Source organism: Haliscomenobacter sp., assembly GCF_033763495.1.
Taxonomy (GTDB): Bacteria; Bacteroidota; Bacteroidia; order Chitinophagales; family Saprospiraceae; genus Haliscomenobacter.
The window spans coordinates 12591-30374 of record NZ_JANRKL010000052.1 but is presented as its reverse complement, the minus strand read 5'-3'; the positions used below and the strand labels follow the sequence as shown (position 1 = coordinate 30374).

At 47.3% G+C, this 17784-nt stretch carries 17 protein-coding genes; 11 read left to right on the top strand and 6 right to left on the bottom strand.

Going from position 1 to position 17784, the window contains the following annotated elements:
* A partial coding sequence (locus SFV55_RS06320) for a DUF58 domain-containing protein (RefSeq protein WP_320028631.1) occupies nt 1–826 on the bottom strand: 826 nt, incomplete at its 3' end.
* 165 nt (nt 827–991) lie between these two features.
* Between SFV55_RS06320 and SFV55_RS06315 the strand changes: the two genes are divergently transcribed.
* The 3 genes from SFV55_RS06315 to mutY all read left to right on the top strand — a co-directional run bounded on the left by SFV55_RS06315 (nt 992) and on the right by mutY (nt 4236).
* The gene (locus tag SFV55_RS06315; RefSeq protein WP_320028630.1) at nt 992–2089 is read left to right on the top strand and encodes an LptF/LptG family permease; all 1098 of its coding nucleotides are present in this window, start codon (nt 992–994) and stop codon (nt 2087–2089) included.
* Nucleotides 2090–2428: 339 nt separating this feature from the next.
* On the top strand, nt 2429–2962 hold the full coding sequence (locus SFV55_RS06310) for an RNA polymerase sigma factor (RefSeq protein WP_320028629.1): 534 nt from the start codon (nt 2429–2431) through the stop codon (nt 2960–2962).
* Nucleotides 2963–3159: 197 nt separating this feature from the next.
* The gene (gene mutY / locus SFV55_RS06305) at nt 3160–4236 is read left to right on the top strand and encodes an A/G-specific adenine glycosylase (RefSeq protein WP_320028628.1); all 1077 of its coding nucleotides are present in this window, start codon (nt 3160–3162) and stop codon (nt 4234–4236) included.
* Between the two features lie 21 nt (nt 4237–4257).
* Here mutY and SFV55_RS06300 read toward each other — a convergent pair whose 3' ends face one another.
* On the bottom strand, nt 4258–4701 hold the full coding sequence (locus SFV55_RS06300; RefSeq protein WP_320028627.1) for a GNAT family N-acetyltransferase: 444 nt from the start codon (nt 4699–4701) through the stop codon (nt 4258–4260).
* Nucleotides 4702–4874: 173 nt separating this feature from the next.
* Between SFV55_RS06300 and SFV55_RS06295 the strand changes: the two genes are divergently transcribed.
* The 3 genes from SFV55_RS06295 (at nt 4875) to SFV55_RS06285 (ending at nt 7608) form a co-directional block, all read left to right on the top strand.
* Entirely contained in the window at nt 4875–5933 is a 1059-nt protein-coding gene (locus SFV55_RS06295) for an XRE family transcriptional regulator (RefSeq protein WP_320028626.1), read from the top strand.
* The gene (locus tag SFV55_RS06290) at nt 5930–6442 is read left to right on the top strand and encodes a hypothetical protein (protein WP_320028625.1); all 513 of its coding nucleotides are present in this window, start codon (nt 5930–5932) and stop codon (nt 6440–6442) included. The genes SFV55_RS06295 and SFV55_RS06290 overlap by 4 nt, the downstream gene beginning before the upstream one ends.
* A gap of 104 nt (nt 6443–6546) precedes the next feature.
* The gene (locus SFV55_RS06285) at nt 6547–7608 is read left to right on the top strand and encodes a gliding motility-associated C-terminal domain-containing protein (protein WP_320028624.1); all 1062 of its coding nucleotides are present in this window, start codon (nt 6547–6549) and stop codon (nt 7606–7608) included.
* A gap of 35 nt (nt 7609–7643) precedes the next feature.
* Here the strand turns inward: SFV55_RS06285 and SFV55_RS06280 are convergent, their stop codons facing one another.
* Nucleotides 7644–9218 (bottom strand): 4Fe-4S dicluster domain-containing protein, encoded by a 1575-nt coding sequence (locus tag SFV55_RS06280; protein WP_320028623.1) that lies wholly within the window; start codon nt 9216–9218, stop codon nt 7644–7646.
* Nucleotides 9219–9221: 3 nt separating this feature from the next.
* Entirely contained in the window at nt 9222–10571 is a 1350-nt protein-coding gene (locus SFV55_RS06275) for an NAD(P)/FAD-dependent oxidoreductase (RefSeq protein WP_320028622.1), read from the bottom strand.
* A gap of 226 nt (nt 10572–10797) precedes the next feature.
* Here SFV55_RS06275 and SFV55_RS06270 point away from each other — a divergent pair, with 226 nt between their 5' ends.
* The gene (locus tag SFV55_RS06270; protein ID WP_320028621.1) at nt 10798–11532 is read left to right on the top strand and encodes a T9SS type A sorting domain-containing protein; all 735 of its coding nucleotides are present in this window, start codon (nt 10798–10800) and stop codon (nt 11530–11532) included.
* 3 nt (nt 11533–11535) lie between these two features.
* Here SFV55_RS06270 and SFV55_RS06265 read toward each other — a convergent pair whose 3' ends face one another.
* Nucleotides 11536–12357 carry a purine-nucleoside phosphorylase gene (locus tag SFV55_RS06265; RefSeq protein ID WP_320028620.1) on the bottom strand — a complete coding sequence of 274 codons (822 nt, stop codon included), beginning with the start codon at nt 12355–12357 and terminating at the stop codon, nt 11536–11538.
* Nucleotides 12358–12442: 85 nt separating this feature from the next.
* Here SFV55_RS06265 and SFV55_RS06260 point away from each other — a divergent pair, with 85 nt between their 5' ends.
* The 3 genes from SFV55_RS06260 (at nt 12443) to SFV55_RS06250 (ending at nt 15278) form a co-directional block, all read left to right on the top strand.
* Entirely contained in the window at nt 12443–13102 is a 660-nt protein-coding gene (locus SFV55_RS06260) for a peptidylprolyl isomerase (protein ID WP_320028619.1), read from the top strand.
* Nucleotides 13102–14139 carry an acyltransferase gene (locus SFV55_RS06255; RefSeq protein WP_320028618.1) on the top strand — a complete coding sequence of 346 codons (1038 nt, stop codon included), beginning with the start codon at nt 13102–13104 and terminating at the stop codon, nt 14137–14139. Before SFV55_RS06260 ends, SFV55_RS06255 begins: the two co-directional genes overlap by 1 nt.
* Before the next feature lie 230 nt (nt 14140–14369).
* Entirely contained in the window at nt 14370–15278 is a 909-nt protein-coding gene (locus SFV55_RS06250; protein ID WP_320028617.1) for a TonB family protein, read from the top strand.
* Between the two features lie 195 nt (nt 15279–15473).
* Here the strand turns inward: SFV55_RS06250 and SFV55_RS06245 are convergent, their stop codons facing one another.
* Nucleotides 15474–16568 (bottom strand): amidohydrolase family protein, encoded by a 1095-nt coding sequence (locus SFV55_RS06245; protein WP_320028616.1) that lies wholly within the window; start codon nt 16566–16568, stop codon nt 15474–15476.
* A gap of 129 nt (nt 16569–16697) precedes the next feature.
* Between SFV55_RS06245 and SFV55_RS06240 the strand changes: the two genes are divergently transcribed.
* The gene (locus SFV55_RS06240) at nt 16698–17771 is read left to right on the top strand and encodes a potassium channel family protein (protein ID WP_320028615.1); all 1074 of its coding nucleotides are present in this window, start codon (nt 16698–16700) and stop codon (nt 17769–17771) included.
* Nucleotides 17772–17784: the final 13 nt, after the last annotated feature.

Below are 17784 nucleotides of genomic sequence, written 5' to 3'. Positions count from 1 at the left end.
ATTTTTTGATGATGATGTTGGAAATGGCCAAGGTTGCGTTGTTCGCGTAATCCATTAGGCTCAGGCCTTTGAAAGGCATCCGCATCACCCGACTTTTGTCGATGATGCAATATACCTGCTGAGCCCGTTCATCTTCAAATTGATTGACCATCAAACCTTCCTTGCGGCTACTGGCTTTCCAGTTGATGCTGCGAAAATCATCACCCGCCACATAATTTTTGATTTGTTCAAATTCATAACTATGGCCAATCCGGCGGATATGCTTGATGCCTTCGCGGGTAGAGGTGCGTTCAAAAGCCCGCATTTCCATTTGTTTCATTTGAATCACGGAAGGATATACAGCCACTTTCATGGGGTCTTGATTGAGTTGAAAGCGCCGCTCTACCAACCCAAACAAGCCAGTTGCATAACAGTTGGTTGCGCCAAAACTGTATTCTCCACGTTCTACCGGGCGTAAATCATAACGAATGGAGGCGACTTCTCCTCTTTGCAGTGTTAAACTTTGTACAAAATTGCGGGTTTGTAATTGCTCTGGAAGTTCGTCAATGAGCTTGATGCGCAGGGCCAGGTTGGAATCGTTGTTCAAATCAAGGTAAACCGGGTTTTCGTCTCCCAGGCTCAACATTCGGGGCAAACGACGGACTCCGTTCAAATTCACGCCTGCCTGAAACAGGAGCATCCAATCGGTTAAAACCAAGGCTAAAAAGATGAAGAGTAAAAATTGCCCAATCGGGAACAAGACAGGAATGGCAAAACCCAGGGCAAAAACCAGGGTTAGCACGCTACAGACAATAAAAAACCGCGAAGGTAAAAAAGTTGATTTCACTAGGATGCGTTTACATGAAAGGGCAAAAAAATAAACATTTATTTTGCCACATAACTGAGCAACGATGTTACAACTTTTTTAGCTTTTTCGCAAAAAAATGATCCACATCTTCACCACTTGGGTACTCCTTTAAAAAAAGCTACTTTTGCACTTCAATTACCTGGAATGAACAAGTACATAAAAATCCTGGACTGGTACATAATCAAAAAATTTTTGTCCACCTTCTTTTTTACCGTGCTGATCTTTTTGATGATCGCGGTCATCCTGGATTTTAGCGAAAAGGTCGAGAAGTTCATCGAAGAGCCCATTACTACCAAGGAGATCGTGCTACAATATTATCCCAGTTTTATGTTGTGGATTGGTGGCCAGTTGTGGTCGGTTTGTACCCTCATCTCCGTGATCTTTTTCACTTCGCGGATGGCCTACAGTTCAGAAATCATCTCCATTTTTAATGCCGGGGTTAGTTTCAATCGCCTGATGCGCTCCTATTTTTTTGGAGCTGCGTTTTTGACGCTGCTGTACCTGCTTTGTACCCATATCATTATGCCCATTGGAGAAAAATACCGGCAGGACATCACCCATAAATACATCGACAAAAATGACGACAAGGGCAAGGCTACCAATATTCACCTCTTTGTAGCACCAGGCACCAAAGTGTTTATCGGCTTTTACAACAAAGGAGACAGTACCGCCCGCGATTTTCGCATCGAACATTTTAAAAACCAGGAACTGATCAGCTATACCAAAGCCGACAGGGCCGAATTCATCCCCGAAACCCGCAAATGGCGATTGTGGGATTACAGTACCCACAACTTTAAGGGCCTGAAGGAAAAACTGGAGATGCATATATCTGAATCCAAGGACACCACCCTGAGCCTTTATCCTGAAGATTTTGTGGATTTCTCCAGCCAACAAAGCATGATGGTCACTCCACGACTGATGCGTTACATCAACCAACAAAACGCTCGTGGCGCCAGCAACACCCGCAAATACGAATTTGAATTGTACCGCCGCACCGCAGACCCCGTAACCATTTTTATCCTCACTTTTATTGGTATGGCGATTGCCTCTCGCAAGGTACGGGGTGGATTTGGGTTTCACCTGGCACTGGGGATTGGGGTTGGGGCCATTTTTGTGTTTTTGTCAAAATTCACCAACGTATTTGCTTTGGGGCAAACCATCCCGGTATGGTTGGGAGCATGGTTGCCGAACATCATTTTTGCTTTTGTTGCCCTACGGCTCATCCAGACTGCACAAAAGTAAGTAGACGTTTTTGTTGAAGGAAAAAGTTAAACAAAAAGCTAGTCTTAAATACAAGGCTGGCTTTTTGTCTTATTAATGCTCGGATAAACGGAGTATGAAATCAGGAATTCTGAAATCCAGACTCATTCTTTCATTTTTTTCTGAAAAAATAAAAGAATTGAGAATTAACTTAAAATAAAGGCTATCAATTGATTGCAAAAATAATAATCCAATCAGATTGAACAATTTTAGACTCGTGTTGAAAAAAAGGTATAATTTCTTGCATTTTGTTTAACTAATGTCTACTTTTGATTCAACAATTGTGTTTAACCGCAGTCAAAGCCATTAAAACCAGCAAGCATGTCATACCCATCTGATTTCCATACCCAACTAGATAGCATGTCCGTCCTCCTGCATTCTTTTGCGTTCAACCTGACCAAAAACACGGAGGATGCCAAGGACCTTTACCAGGAAACAGCATACCGGGCCATGACCAACATGGACAAATTCCGCCCTGGTACCAATTTCAAGGCATGGTTGTTCACGATCATGAAAAACATTTTCATCAACAACTACCGCAAAAAAACCAAAGCCAACACGATTGTTGACTCCACCGACAACTTGTACTACATCAACTCCAGCGCCAACACCATTGACAACCGGGCAGAATCCAGCATCATGATGAAAGAACTCGTGCAACTGATCGAAAAACTCGATGACAGCATTCGGGTTCCCTTCCTGATGCACTACCAGGGTTATAAGTACCAGGAAATTGCCGATTACCTGGATTTGCCCCTGGGAACGGTTAAAAGCCGCATCTTTTTTGCCCGTAAAGAACTCAAAGAAATGATCGGTAAACGTTACACCGATATGGTATTGGACGATGTGGAATAATCGCCGAGTTTGGTAATGACTGCATTTGTTGATCTTGTTCAAAGCTGGCACGACTGCCGCCTTGAAATCACCCAATTGAACCTTTTATTTTTAGATAGCTAGTTTTGGCGATGGAGACTTATCTTCATCGCCTAATTTTTTTTGTGCACAATCGTATGGGCGAAAAAAAATAGGTGTTTCATTTTGCCTCTTTACCTATGGAGTATCACCACTTTTTTCAAAAAGCTTTGTTGGCCTGGTATCATCCCGAAGACCGGCCCTTACCCTGGAAAGGAATTCAAAATCCTTACCACATCTGGCTTTCGGAAATCATCCTGCAACAAACCCGTGTGGAACAGGGCCTGGCATATTACCTGCGTTTTGTGGAAACTTATCCCAGTATTGAGGACTTGGCTGCTGCTCCCGACGATGAGGTAATGAAACTCTGGGAAGGCCTGGGCTATTACTCCCGGGCGCGCAACTTACTGGCTGCTGCGCGCTATGTTGCGCATGAGCTGGATGGGGTATTCCCAACAAGCTACGAGGGCATCCGCTTGCTCAAAGGGGTGGGGCCCTATACCGCAGCTGCGATTGCTTCCTTTGCCTACAATTTGCCATATGCCGTAGTGGACGGCAACGTCTTTCGGGTGCTTGCCCGTTTTTTTGGCATCAGTACACCCCAGGATACTACAGATGGGAAAAAACAATTCACGGAACTGGCCGAAACCTTGCTCGATACAAATCAGGCGGGGCGCTACAATCAGGCCATTATGGATTTTGGAGCCACGGTGTGCTTGCCGCGTAATCCGCAATGCAAAAAATGCCCACTACAATCTGGCTGCGTAGCTTTAAAAGAGCAACGCATTGGAGAATTGCCTGTCAAAAGCAAAAAGATTGTCAAAACGGAGCGATTCTTCCATTACCTCGTGTTCAATTTTGAGGGCCAGGTTTTGATTCATAAGCGGGAAGAAAAAGACATTTGGCAGGAACTGTACCAATTCCCCCTCTTGGAAAATGGGGGTTTGGATCAAACCTGGGCCTTGTTGCAAGTAGAGTTATTGGAAAAAAACGGGCTTACCTTACCACCGCATACCTTGCACAGTGGCTCAAAGGTGTTTCAACAATTGCTTACCCATCAGGTGGTGAATGCGCGTTTTTGGGAGATTGATTTGGAAGCTTTGCCTGCGCCCATACCTGTCAATTGGATTTGGGTGAAACGTGGAACATTAAACAAATACGCATTCCCGAAGGTGATTGATCGGTATTTGGGGGATCGGTCATTGTTGTTGCTGTAGGGGCAACCGCAAGGGTTGCCCCTACAGCATTTTTTGCAATAAAATCCGGTATTCTCCCAGCGTTTCCCGCGGCTCCACCTCAATGATATCAAAACCATTTCCCAACGCAAACCGCAACATGGCCTTCAAACGGTTGCGGGTTTTGAACTGAATGCAGGTAAACCCTCTTGATCTGGCCCACTCCTCCTGCTGGATGGCCAATGCTTTGGCTACTCCAAACTGCCGAAACTCGGGCAACACAGCACCCATCCAGGAATAAAACAGCTGTTCATCTTTGGCGTAACCCACCTTGAAACCCACCACTTTTCCTGCGCTTTCCGCAACAAGGATGAGTTTGGGTACTCCTTCCAGGCGTTTTTGGTATTCTTCGGCCTGGTGAGGTGCCTTGAATTCGGGAATCTGCATGCTTAAGGCTACAGCTTCTGCAATGCTGCCTTCACGGATGAGGATGTTGTTTGTGGTCATCAGGAATATTGAGTTGGTGTGTCAGTCAAAAATAAAACTTTTGATCCCAAGGGTAAAAAATAATTACTCTGATGGGTTGACAAAAACAAATTATTTTGTAAATTTGTCAACCAAAACCCAGTTTGTAAAACCACCACAAATTTTTTACACCAAATTGGGAAAGGAGTATTAAGATGGAAAATTTATTTGGACAACGGCTCACCAACGCCCGAAAAATGGCGGGATTGTCGCTACAGGACCTGGCGAACAAAATGGAGAATGCCGTGACCCGGCAAGCCCTCAACAAGTACGAAAAAGGGGATATGATGCCCGGTAGTGCCGTATTGATTCGTCTGGCCAATGCCTTGAGTGTAACGGTTGATTTCTTTTTTTCGGAACCAGAAGTAAAGGTTGAATTGAAGGGCATTGAATTTCGCAAAAAAATATCCCGCTTGAGTAAAACTGCCGAAGTTGCTGTTATCGAAAAAGCCCGCGCTTTTTTGGAAAGATACCTGGAATTGGAGCACTTGTTGCAATTGCCTGCCCAAAGTCACGATTTCCACTACGAATTGGCCGTACGCAGTGGTACTGATGCTGAAACTGCCGCTGAAGCCCTGCGCAAACAATGGAACCTGGGCTATGACCCCATCCCCAGCGTAATCGAAATGCTGGAGGACAAGGGCTTCAAAGTGCTCGAAGTGGATGCCGATGATGCCTTCGACGGGCTTAAAGCCTTGGTGCAAGGGCATCGCATCATTGTGCTCAACAAAAAACACAACGCTGTACGCAAACGCTTCACCGCCCTGCACGAACTGGCGCACCACAGCCTGACTTTTGATACCCGACTGGAAGAAAAGGACGTAGAACGGCTTTGCCATACCTTCGCCTCGGCGGTGCTTTACCCTGCGGAAATGGCGCGGGGTGAAATGGCGCAGGAGCGCTTTCATTTTTTCTTGCAGGAACTGGAGCTGATCAAGGAGCGTTGGGGCATTTCCATTGCGGCGCTATTTCCACGTGCCCTCCACCTGGGTATCATCAACGCCAATACGTACCGGAGGTTGAATACCAATTACCGGGTCAAAGGTTACCACCGCGACGAGCCTGGTGATTTCAGTGGCCGTGAGCGCCCCCGGCGTTTCATCCAACTCCTCTACCGGGCGATTGGCCAGGAGGTCATTTCGATCAATCATGCCGCCCATCTGGCTGAAATGAATTTGGGCGAATTTCGGGACAAATTGGAACAACTGGCATGAAGGACCTCATCATCACCGACACCAACGTCTTCATCGACCTCATCAAAGCGGGTGCGCTGGAGTACTTCATGCAGCTGGATTACCACATCCTGACAACAGGCTTTGTGGTGAATGAAATCAACCACCCCGATCAAAAAGCCACATTGGAACGCTGCCTGACACCCGAACGGGTCGAAATCATCGAATTCAGCGGCGAGGAGATGCTCCACATTCTCCGCTTCCGCACCCGCCGCAACCTCAAACGCCTCACCGACAAATCGGTTCTTTTTCTCGCCGTCCAGCGCCAATGCCCCCTGCTCAGTGGGGATGGCGACCTCCGCAAAGAAGCCCAGGAAAATGGCCTCACCGTTTTTGGCTCCCTCTGGGTCATCAATCAACTCGCAGAACAACAGATTTGTACACCCCAATTGGCGATTGCGCTGATTAGGAGGTTGGAGCGTTGTAATCCGCGCTTGCCGAAGAAGAAAATGGAAGAAATGGTGGAGAGGTTGGAGGGGAGTGTGGTGTGATGAGGGCAAGACTAGAGACAACAAACTAACCGCTGTCCCTCATTTTTCCCCCAACAATTCCCAAACTTCCCGTACCTTCCTCCCAAGATCACAAGCACCACACCATGAAGCGATTGGCCCTCCTCCTCCTTGCCATTGCCCTGGCGTTGCCCCACTACGGCATGGCCCAACGCATCCTCAACGGCAGTTTTGAAGGTGTAGGCAACACCTGCGGGTACAACCTCAGCAATTCGGCATTTACGGCTCAGATGGCCAATGTGGTAGGGTTTGGTGAAAAAAATGAACTGGACATTCTCAATGCAAGTTGCAACTATGGGCCAGCCTACCGAGGAAATACCTTCGTGGCCTTGACAGCGATTGCGGGGATTACCGACGCCATCGGCTTACAATTGTCAGAGCCACTGGAACCCGGCCAAACCTACACCCTGCAATTCCACTTCAAGCTTGGTCGATTGGTGAATGGTCCGGCGCGTTTGTCCATCGGGGTAGCCAGTAGTCCCAATTCACATGGCGAGTTGTTGCACACCGTATTTGAGCTCAGCAACGATTGGACCCGCCGCCAGTTACAGTTTAAGCCCCCCATCCGGGCGGCTTATCTCACAGTGATTGTAGAATGTGCCGGAGAAGCCTGGGTTTTTGTGGATGATTTTTCATTGGTCTGCCCAAGTGTTCAATTGGGCAGAGATAGCACCTATTGCGAGTTGGAAAGCAGGACGCTGGATGCCTCCCCAAAATTTGACACTTACCAATGGAGTACTGGCGAGACTACCACCAAAATTGTGGTACAAGACCCCGGGTTGTACTGGGTCGAAACCAAATCGGGTGGCTGCACCCTGCGCGACAGCATTGAATTGCTGGAAAAACCTATGCTTTGCAACTGTAACCTTTATATTCCCAATATTTTTTCACCCAATCAGGACCAACACAACGACACCTGGGGGCCAGTTTCGCCTTGTGAATTGCTGGACTATGAAGTCATTGTTTTTGACCGCTGGGGAGGTATGGTTTTTCGAAGCCAAGAAATCAGTGAGTCCTGGGATGGACAGTTACGGGGGCAAAATGCACCCAATGGCATCTATGCCTACCGCGTTCGTTACCGCTTTAAAGACCTGGATGAGGATACTCCAACGCATCAGTCTGCAGGTTTGATGCAGTTGCTGCGTTGAAGAACCTATATACTTACCTTGGCTTTGGTGCCCCTTTAAAGTGTTGCCCCTTTTTCCAGATCTAACCTGATCACCCGCACTGCTTCCGCTCTGGTATGCACATCAATCGCGCTATTCTCCAGCCTCAGCACTCCCCGGGGGCATACCGCTGCACAAATGCCGCAGCCCACACAGGAAGCCCGCACGATGTCCTGCCCCTTTTGCGCGTAAGCCCGCACATCAATGCCCATTTCGCAGTAGGTGGAGCAATTGCCACAAGAGATGCATTGCCCGCCATTGGTGGTGATGCGGAAACGGCTGAAAAACTTTTGCTGCAAGCCCAAAATAGCCGCCATCGGGCAGCCAAAACGGCACCAAACCCTGCTGCCCATCAATGGGTAAAAACCTACACCGATCACCCCGGAAAAAATCGCACCGATGAAAAAACCATACCAGGCCTTGAGCCAATCGGCAGGAATAAAAAACACGTTCGGGTTATTGGTGAAATACGCCAGGGTGGTCAACGCAATAATTAAGGCAAAAATGCTACTGGCGGTGATTTTGACCGAACGAGGAATTTGTTGCAGATACTTTGGGCGCAGCCACAAGATTAGCCCCAGCCCTGCAAAAATGGCCAACACCAGCACCAAAAACAAATCCCGCGTCACATAATATCCCGCTGGGTTTTGGTGAAAAATGGCGTACAAAACCGCCACGGTCATGATCACCACAAAAACCAAAACGCTGTAGATCAACCAGCGTTCAATTTTCCAGGCGCGCAGTGACTTATCGCTCAGTTGCCGGAATGGGTCACCCACCGTTTCGGCCAGCCCCCCACAGCCACAAACCCAAGAGCAATACCAACGTTTGCCATAAAAATAGGTCAGCACGGGGGATATGATGAAGATCATGGCTACGCCAAAAACGATCATGAACAGGCCCACTCCACCCGAATTGAGCAAATAATCCATTTGCCCTTTTTCAAAAAAATCATAGTCCAAGGGCCACATGTTTTTGAAGTCATAGTAGGGCTGGTTGAGGCGCTGCATGAATTCCGGGAGCAAAAATGCAATGCCCGTTTGGAAAAACATCACCGAGCAGGTCCGCAAAACCTGGTAACGGTTGTGGCGGTATTTCCAGATGAATTTGAGGCCCATCGCCAGGATACTCAGGGTGTACAATACGCCGTAAACAAACCATTGGCTGGCGGGTTGTTTTTTCAGGAATTGGCTCAGGGGGTCAAAAAAAGCGATTAGCCCGCTATTCGCCGCTCCGTTTTGACCTTGTCCCAGGTATTGCGGCATAAAGTAAAGGAACACGTAAAACCCAGTGATGAGCACCGCGCTGAGCATGCCCCAAAAACCCCGGTTGGACAAGGAATTGAACCAGACCCCGTTGTTTTTGATGCCAGCGCTATGCCCATTATAGGTGTACCAGGCATAAGTTAAAATCCCACCGCTCGCCAGCACCAGAGACAAGATCAAAAAACCAAATGAAGAAGGGAACTGCACCCCAAACAGATTAAGGCTCAGCAGCAACATGCCCAATCCAGCCAGGACAGAGCCCAGTTTTTGCCCCAGGTTCAGCCCGTAATGGGCGCTTTGATTGATGATCGACAAATTTGGTTCCATGGTTTATGCTTGGCTTGATTTAAGAAATTGGAGGACAGAACGAAGGCTGCGTTTGGCACGGCGCTGTATTTTTCTTCCGGTTTCAGTGCTGTATTTTTCCAATAAGGCTGCTTCGTATTCGGGAAAAAACTCGGGATCGAAGTTGGCCAATGACAGGTTTTGCAAGACGTTTTCCAGCGGCGTTTTACCCTGAATCCAGCGCTCACACACCTCATGGCGGTAACGAATGCCCATTAGGTTGAAGCCCAACACGGCACTAGTCGTTTGATCATACACAATGCGGATGCTCTTTTTGCCATCCGGGTGTTCCCAATACAAACTCGCCTCGCCAGCCTTTAACTGCGCTGGAACCTGGCCATAAATCTGGTATTCGATGTCGAAAAACTTGGCGGAATTGAACCAGATGCCAGGCTGATAGGTGATTTTTTTGCCCAAAATATTGTGCGCCACATTTTCTCCCATCATCCTTCCGGTATACCATACAGGCTCGATGGCGCGACGGCCGGGATTGGGCTGCTGCAATTCTGCGCAATCGCCAATGGCGTACACATCGGGGGCGTTGGTTTGTAAGTAGGCATCTACCAGAATTCCCCGTTGGGTCGCAATGCCGCTACCTTGTAAAAAACCGATATTGGGGCTGACGCCAGCGGTAAGGCCTACATAGCCGCAGGAGATGCGTTCACCTGTACTCGTGATAACTGCGCCAACTTTGCCCGTACCATCGCCGATGATTTCTTTTAATTCCGTGTTCAAACGCAGGTCGATGCCCTGCTCCCGGATATGTCGGTTGATCATGTCTGATTCTTCAGCGGGCAGGGTCACATTCCAAAAACTGGGCTCCCGCACCAGAAAGACCACCGGAATGTGCCGGGAGTGGAACATTTCAGCCATTTCAATGCCGATCAGCCCGCCACCTACAATCACCGCACTTTGTAAGCCGACGCTCCCTTTTTCCATGGCCTCCAAATCCTGCTTGCTGTACAAGCCATGTACACCTGATAAATCTTGCCCTGGCCAGCCAAATTTATTGGGTTGGGAGCCTGAAGCAATGATCAATTTATCGTAGCTGATTGGTTCGCCACTGTCGCTGTGTAAGGTTTTTGCCTGGGTATCGATGGACTGAATCCTGGCTTTTTTAAGCTGAATCCTGTTTTTTTCCCAAAACCAATCCTCGTAAGGCTGAATGTCCTTCCAGCGCAAGTGTCCCATGTATACGTACATCAGGGCCGTGCGGGAGAAAAAATAGTCAGACTCGGCAGAGATAACGGTGATCTGGCAATCTGCGCTGAGCTGCCGCAAGGTGCGCGCTGCGGTAATGCCACTGATGCCGTTGCCGATGATGGCGATGTGCATAGGAATTAGGTTAAAATTTGATCTGACAATAAAATTTGATTACGAAGTACGTTATTGTCACGATCCCCCGTATCAAACACACACCAATATACGATGTAATTGTCCTATCGGGGACAAGTCATGTGTTAAGTTACTCCTAAACCTGGGGTTAAGTCTTGACCTTTGATAGCTTTACTTGTATTTTTGCAGTAAATAATTTAATCCAGACAGTAACAAACCGTAACCCATGAAATACAATTTACTTTTAATTTGCTTTTTTGTTGGTAGCCTGGGCTGTTTTGCCCAATCGAGTGGTTTGACCTTTTCGACCAATTCAGCCAAAAAAGATGCTGCTGTTGACCTGACCGACCCCTTCCTGGACGTGCAGGTGCCCATCACGATTACCAATACTTCCAAGGATACAGCCAAAATCATCTGGCGCAGAATGGCATTAACCGGCCCAAGCAAGTGGGGAACCCGCGTATGCGACAACAATAATTGTTACGATGAAATTGTTTCTTCCAACCTCGATCCCAAATTGAGGCTGAATGAACCTTTTGTGATTCCTCCCGGTAAAAAGGCCGATTTGATCATGTATTTCCTGCCTTATGGCACGGCGGGTACGGGGAAAATTCCAGTGGTTTTGTCTTTTGCCTCCAAACCAGATACAGTAATTGCCACTTTAAACTTTGAAGCCAACATCCGTAGCGTAACGACCAGTACCCGGGATATTCGGCTGGAAAACGTACAGTTGTTCCCTAACCCTAGCACCGATTATTTTCAAATCAACCGCATCGACAATGTGGATCGGGTGGTTTTGTACAATGTGATTGGCCGTAAAATGCGTGAATTTAATGCTCAGGAAGGTGCGCGTTACCGGGTAGCTGGTTTGCCGGATGGGATTTATCTGGCGGCCCTGGTCAACGATCAAAAAGGGGTGCTGCGGACTTTGCGGGTGCACAAGCGGAGTGCAAGACCTTAAAGTTTACAACTCCGTCAACAACACCTTAATAATCCCCGACAATTTTTTCTCCGCCCCTTTTGCCACATTTACGACATCCTCCAGACTTGTCTCCCGGATATCCTCAATGGGGTAACAACGATTCGTTGCCACGCTGGCCACAAAAATGGGCAAACTCATGTGGCGAGCCACCAATACCTCTGGCACCGTAGACATCCCGACCACATCGGCCCCCATGATGTGTGCAAAATTGTATTCAGCGGGCGTTTCCAGGTTAGGCCCCTGCAAGCCCAAATACACCCCTTCGTGTGCCGCAACCCCTTGAGTGCGGGCAATTTCAAGTGCACGCGTATTCAAAGCACGATCGTAGGCGTGTAACATATCGGGAAAACGTGGCCCCAGGCGCTCATCGTTGTGGCCACGCAAAGGGTTATCTGCTTGCAGATTGATGTGGTCTTTCAAAAACACCAAATCTCCGGCGTAAATGTGTTGATTGACACTTCCTGCGGCATTGCTGATGAAGAGGCGTTGAATACCCAGAAACTTCATCACGCGTACCGGAAAAGTGATTTGTTGCATGCTATAACCTTCATAGTAATGAAAGCGACCAGCCATGGCGACTACTTTACGACCAGCCAGATAACCAAAGACCAGTTCACCCTTGTGGCTTTCCACTGTGGAGATGGGGAAATGGGGAATATCTTTGTAAGGAAAAACAGCCACCCGGTCGATTTCCTGGGCCAGATCGCTGAGGCCAGTACCGAGGATGATGCCAAAATCGGGTTCAAAATCTGTTTTTGAACGCAAATAAGAAAGTGCTTCCTGAATTTGATCGTATAGCTGCATAATGGAAAATTGAAGCTCAAAGATAATAAATCATCACAGGGTAGAGTTGCTTTACTTACCTTTGTAATTAAATTTGGTAGCGTTCATGAGAGTTCTTATTGTCATTGCATGCATCACTTGCTGTTTTTGGTCCTGCAAAAACGAAAACCTGGAAATTCCCCAGGATCAGGTTGCTAAGGTATTGAGTGATTACGGTAAAGCCAATCCCGAAACCGAGGCAGTCATCCATACCAACCAGGGGGATATCCACCTTCGCTTTTTTAGCGAAACTCCCTTGCACCGGGCCAATTTTGTACGTTTGATCAAGGCAGGGCATTACAAAAGAGGCCATTTTTACCGCATCATCAGTAGTTTTATGGTACAAGGCGGGAGCGAAACAGAAGGCAACTACCAATACATGGTGCCCAACGAAATCAGCCCCGAACGCCTGCACAAATACGGCGCCCTGGCCATGGCGCATTTCGACGAAGGTAATCCCAATAATAACTCCTCTGCAACCGAGTTTTACATTGTACGGGGGCGGCGTTTTTTGAATGAAGACCTGGAAGAATTGGCCGAAAAATACAAGCCCGAGCAGCTCAAAATTTTTGAAACCATCGGTGGTGCTCCCAACCTGGATGGAAAATACACTGTATTTGGAGAAGTAACGAAAGGTATGGACATCGTAGAAAAGTTGTCTGAAGTACGCACCCGTGGCGATGATGAACCTGAACTAAAGATTCGTTTTTCGCTGGAATTGAAATAATGCCTCAAAGCGCCATTACCGACCAAGAACCCCTGCGCCAAAACGCCAACATTGCCAGCATTGAATTGTTGCGCGGGCTCGCTTCTGCGGTGGTTTGTTTGTACCATTTTACCAATGGCAACAACAACTTCATTTCCGAGGCCAACTGGATCAAGGCCATTACTGGCAAAGGTTGGTTAGGTGTGGAAATTTTCTTTGTCATTTCGGGCTTTATTATTCCGTATTCCATGGCGCGGAGCCGCTACCGCTGGCGCGATTTTCCACTGTTTATGCTAAAACGTTGGGCCCGGATTGACCCTCCTTTTTGGTTGAGTATTTTGTTTGTACTGGGTTTGAATGCCCTGGCTACTTTGTGGTTGATTCCTCCCTTCAGCGTATCCTGGACCCGGATTTTTTTACATTTTGGCTACCTGATCCCCTTTTTTCCCCATTACGAGTGGCTCAATGGGGTGTATTGGACCTTGGGCGTCGAGTTTCAATACTACATTTTGGTTGGACTTTTGTACCCTGTGCTCTTCCACAAGCGCAGTTTGTACTTTTGGCTTACAGCAGGTGCATTTCTAACCCTTACCGTATTCATTTATCAACCTGCCTTTTTTTTCGATTACAGCATGTTCTTCTTTCTGGGTTTTGCCTTGTTTCGGCGTTTTGATGGCCAGCTGAAAACTTGGGAATTTTACCTTCTTTCTGCCTTTATTTTTTCGTTCGTCTACTATAATTTCAACTTGCAGTACGTGCTAGCTGGGTTTTTCCCCTGGCTGCTGATTGCTTTTTGGCCAAACTTGAAGGTGCCAGGTTTGCGTTGGTTGGGAATGATTTCTTATTCCTTGTACTTGATCCATTTGCCGCTGGGCAAAAAGCTGATCCCTCTGGCCGCCCGCTACATGGATGGGGACGGGCCACGTTTGGTCTTTGTATTTTTCCTTTTTTGCTTCACCCTTTTACTAGCCTATGGTTTTTACCAACTCATTGAGCGACCTGCCATGCGCTGGTCCAAGCTGGTGCACTACGGGGAGCGGAAAGCGAAAAGCGAATAGTGAAAAGCGGGTACACCATTTGGATTTCACCGTCTAGTACATTTTATCACTTATCACTTATCACTTATCACTTTTTTCCCCTCCCGCCCACCATTTTTCCCTTCCATTGCATCTACCAAGTAGTTTTTATTACATCATCTTTTTCCACAACAAAGCCAATTAGCCACTCAGGTAATTGCTTCGGCGGCGCCCCGAAGCAATCCTGAGAGGATTTTGTAAAAATCAAAAAAATGATGAATCGCATGAATGCAACTGACCCAATGCAAGGGACTCAGGAAGGGAGAAACGTGCCCGCTCAAGGCGTAATGGCCACGCTTCCTGGTACCAGTCCTCTGTTTCAACTATCCTGGTTGCGCGAAGTGTTTCGCTACCGCAACCAGGAGTATGGCGCATATTCCCTCCGCCAACAATACTCACGCAATATGATGTGGGGAGGCATATTGTCGATCGGCTTTATTGGATTGCTTTATGGTGGATCTTTGTTGGCGCAGGCATTACAAGAAAAAATAGAATTGATGCTGGAGTACAAGGTACCTGATATGACACCACCACCACCGCCAGCAAAAGAGGAAACTCCGCCGCCGCCACCCGTTGCACCGCCGCCACCGCCAGCTCGGCCAACGATTGCTTTTGTGGTGCCCAAGGTGGCTATTGATGAGGAGGTTATCGAAGAGTACGAACCTCCGACCCAAAAAGACATGGAAAATAAGAACCCGGGAACGGTGACCGTCGAGGGAGACCCAAATGCACCAGATTACATGCCGGATGAAACGCCAGAATTGGCCCCTCCACCTGTATTGGTAGAAGAAGAGCCCCGAGAACCAAAGGAAACCAAACCTTTTGTAGTGGTGGAGCAAATGCCTGCATTCCGGGGCAATCTCCATAAGTACCTCGCTGAACAGGTCCGTTATCCAGATATTGCTAAAGAAAACGGAATTGAGGGTATTGTGGTGATTCAATTTGTGGTGAATGAAAAAGGCGAAATTTCCAACGCCTTTATCGTTAAAGACATTGGTGGGGGCTGCGGGGAAGAAGCCTTGCGGGTAGTGCGTGGAATGCCGCTGTGGTTGCCTGGCGCAAACCGAGGGCGGCAAGTAAAAGTACAGATGAGTCTGCCTGTGAAATTTAAGTTGGAATAATAGGTTTTAAATCTTTGTTTATCAAATTTTTATATAAAGCATACACAGCCTAAAACCCTGACCCGAAAGTTTTAGACTTTCGGGTCGGTCAGGTAGTGCTGCGTTGCTCGAACACCCCGAAGGTTTCAAACCTTCGGGGTGGGGTTTTAGATTGGTGCACAAATTCTAGATTTTCGACTTTCACTAAGTCCAAGCTTACTTCTCAAATGCCTTTCTTGACAAACCCGGAATAATCCGCAGTGCATTTTCATAATACACTTTCTTCAAAATTTTATCTGGCAGTGCCATGCCGTACATCCGCCAAAAAGCGTGGTAACGCTTGTGGTAGGGAAAATACTCGTCGGCAGTTTCCAACACCCGGAAATAAGTAGGATACTCTTCAGGGTGATAAGCATCTTTTCCAAATAAAATCCGATTTTGGTATTTTTCAAAAAACGCCGCCGAAGCCCGGGGCTGGCGACCCAATTCTGCGATGATCGCGCCACACTCCACGTACATATTGGGATACATGTCGAGCAATTGCCCCAATTTGGTCAGGTCGTTGGCGTACCAACCGAAGTGGGCGTTGATGAAGGTGGTTTTGGGGTGCTTCTTAAAAATGTGGTGCTGCTGCTTGATGAGGGTATCAAAAGGGGCAGGATTGTCGTCGCCACGTTTGCGACCAGGATTGAGTTTAAGCTCCAGCCAACGCTCGTTCTTTTCATCCAGCGGCTCCCAGAATTGTTTGGGGTCAGCAGTGTGGATGAGAACGGGAATGCCCAATTCACCACATTTGGCCCAAACGGGATCGATCCGGGGATCGTCGATGTGGATGTAATTGCCTTTGCTGTCTTTTTCTGAAAGCCCCAGGCTTTTAAAAATTTTCAATCCTTTCGCGCCATTTTTAACGTCAAATTCAATTTGTTTGACGGCATTGCTGGTCCAATCGGGTTCGTCAATACCTCTGAAGCTCAGGTTGGTAAAAACCGCAATCCGGTGTTCCAGGTTGTACTTCTTGACGTTGTCCACGATCGCCTTCAGGGCTGCACCTCCCCGCCCGCTCAGGTTCATACAAATGCCCATGTTGAGCGAATCCATTTCGCGGGCCAAAATGGTCAGGTCCTGGGTAGCCATGTTCCAATGGTGACTGTGCACATCCAGGAATGGGAATTTGGAACGGGTGATTTTGTGCTCCGGTACAACCAGGGATGAAGGTGGATCGTATTTTTCAAAATCCATGGTTGGGGTCTGGGCCGATGCTGCCAGTGACAGGAAGGCCATGAAAAAACACAGGTAAAACAAATGCTTCATTGATGTCGTATTACTCAGGTGTGAATGAATGATTAGAGTTTGTTCAAGACTACAAAATAATCCAGAATTTTTTAACACTAATGTTCTGCCATTTTTTTACATTACTGGAGTATTAACCCAAACGAACCCATGGCGTTTTTGAACCGTGCAGTCAACAACCAAAGATGGATTTCCTGGAAACTGAATCCTATTCCGGGTACTATTCTCGATTTCAATCTGGCCATTGCCATTTTTTTCATCGACTTACTGATTGGGATCACCGGGTTCATGTGGCTGGAGCAGTTTGAATTCATTGATGCCTTTTACCAAACAGTTATAACCATCTCTACGGTTGGCTTTACCGAGGTAAAAAAACTGGATGATACCGGAAAAATTTTCGTTTCCGTATACATCTTATTCAACATTGGGGTATTTGCCTACATCTTATCGGTTATTTCCTACTATGTCATTCAAGGTGAAATTTTTAAAACCATGCATTTGAATCAAGTCAAAAATTCCATTGAAAAATTGTCGAACCATGTGATTGTTTGTGGTTTTGGCAAATACGGCAAGGAGATTACCCAGCATTTTTTGCAGCAAAAAGTTCCCTTTGTGATCATCGACATCAACCCGGAGCGGATTTCAGCCATTCAGGGATTTTCACAAAATATTTTATACGTCGAAGACGATGCTACGCATGATGAGGCCCTGGTCGCAGCCGGAATAACCAGAGCCCGTTCCTTGATTGCTGCTTTACCCGAGGATTCCGATAACGTATTCATCGTACTGACTGCCCGACAGCTCAATCCTCAGCTAGACATCATTAGCCGGGCCAAAGACCCCAAGTCACAAAAAAAACTGATGCTGGCGGGGGCCAACCACGTGGTGATGCCCGAACAAATTGGGGGCTTTTACATGGCTACTTTGGTATCCAAACCAGGAGCAGTAGAATTCTTCTCTTTCATCACCAATGAACACAGTTCAGATATCGGATTTGAAGAACTGGCTTACGAAAGTGCTCCAGCTAAATGTCGGGGACTTACCCTGAGTGAGTTGAAAATTCGCCCTAGTACCGGGGCGAATGTCATTGGCTTTCGGGATGCTACGGGGTATTACCACATCAATCCTTCTGCCGATGCTACCCTTTTGCCCAATACCAGCTTTATCGTTTTGGGCGACAAACGCCAGTTGAATAAATTGAAAGAATACTTGCGGGAGTTTTAACTTTGAAGGTTAT

Bases quoted from the DNA above. Each gene is read 5' to 3' on its own strand.
- SFV55_RS06315 (WP_320028630.1), top strand. From the start codon at position 992: ATGAACAAGTACATAAAAATCCTGGACTGGTACATAATCAAAAAATTT.
- SFV55_RS06310 (WP_320028629.1), top strand. From the start codon at position 2,429: ATGTCATACCCATCTGATTTCCATACCCAACTAGATAGCATGTCCGTC.
- mutY (WP_320028628.1), top strand. From the start codon at position 3,160: ATGGAGTATCACCACTTTTTTCAAAAAGCTTTGTTGGCCTGGTATCAT.
- SFV55_RS06300 (WP_320028627.1), bottom strand. From the start codon at position 4,701: ATGACCACAAACAACATCCTCATCCGTGAAGGCAGCATTGCAGAAGCT.
- SFV55_RS06295 (WP_320028626.1), top strand. From the start codon at position 4,875: ATGGAAAATTTATTTGGACAACGGCTCACCAACGCCCGAAAAATGGCG.
- SFV55_RS06290 (WP_320028625.1), top strand. From the start codon at position 5,930: ATGAAGGACCTCATCATCACCGACACCAACGTCTTCATCGACCTCATC.
- SFV55_RS06285 (WP_320028624.1), top strand. From the start codon at position 6,547: ATGAAGCGATTGGCCCTCCTCCTCCTTGCCATTGCCCTGGCGTTGCCC.
- SFV55_RS06280 (WP_320028623.1), bottom strand. From the start codon at position 9,218: ATGGAACCAAATTTGTCGATCATCAATCAAAGCGCCCATTACGGGCTG.
- SFV55_RS06275 (WP_320028622.1), bottom strand. From the start codon at position 10,571: ATGCACATCGCCATCATCGGCAACGGCATCAGTGGCATTACCGCAGCG.
- SFV55_RS06270 (WP_320028621.1), top strand. From the start codon at position 10,798: ATGAAATACAATTTACTTTTAATTTGCTTTTTTGTTGGTAGCCTGGGC.
- SFV55_RS06265 (WP_320028620.1), bottom strand. From the start codon at position 12,357: ATGCAGCTATACGATCAAATTCAGGAAGCACTTTCTTATTTGCGTTCA.
- SFV55_RS06260 (WP_320028619.1), top strand. From the start codon at position 12,443: ATGAGAGTTCTTATTGTCATTGCATGCATCACTTGCTGTTTTTGGTCC.
- SFV55_RS06255 (WP_320028618.1), top strand. From the start codon at position 13,102: ATGCCTCAAAGCGCCATTACCGACCAAGAACCCCTGCGCCAAAACGCC.
- SFV55_RS06250 (WP_320028617.1), top strand. From the start codon at position 14,370: ATGATGAATCGCATGAATGCAACTGACCCAATGCAAGGGACTCAGGAA.
- SFV55_RS06245 (WP_320028616.1), bottom strand. From the start codon at position 16,568: ATGAAGCATTTGTTTTACCTGTGTTTTTTCATGGCCTTCCTGTCACTG.
- SFV55_RS06240 (WP_320028615.1), top strand. From the start codon at position 16,698: ATGGCGTTTTTGAACCGTGCAGTCAACAACCAAAGATGGATTTCCTGG.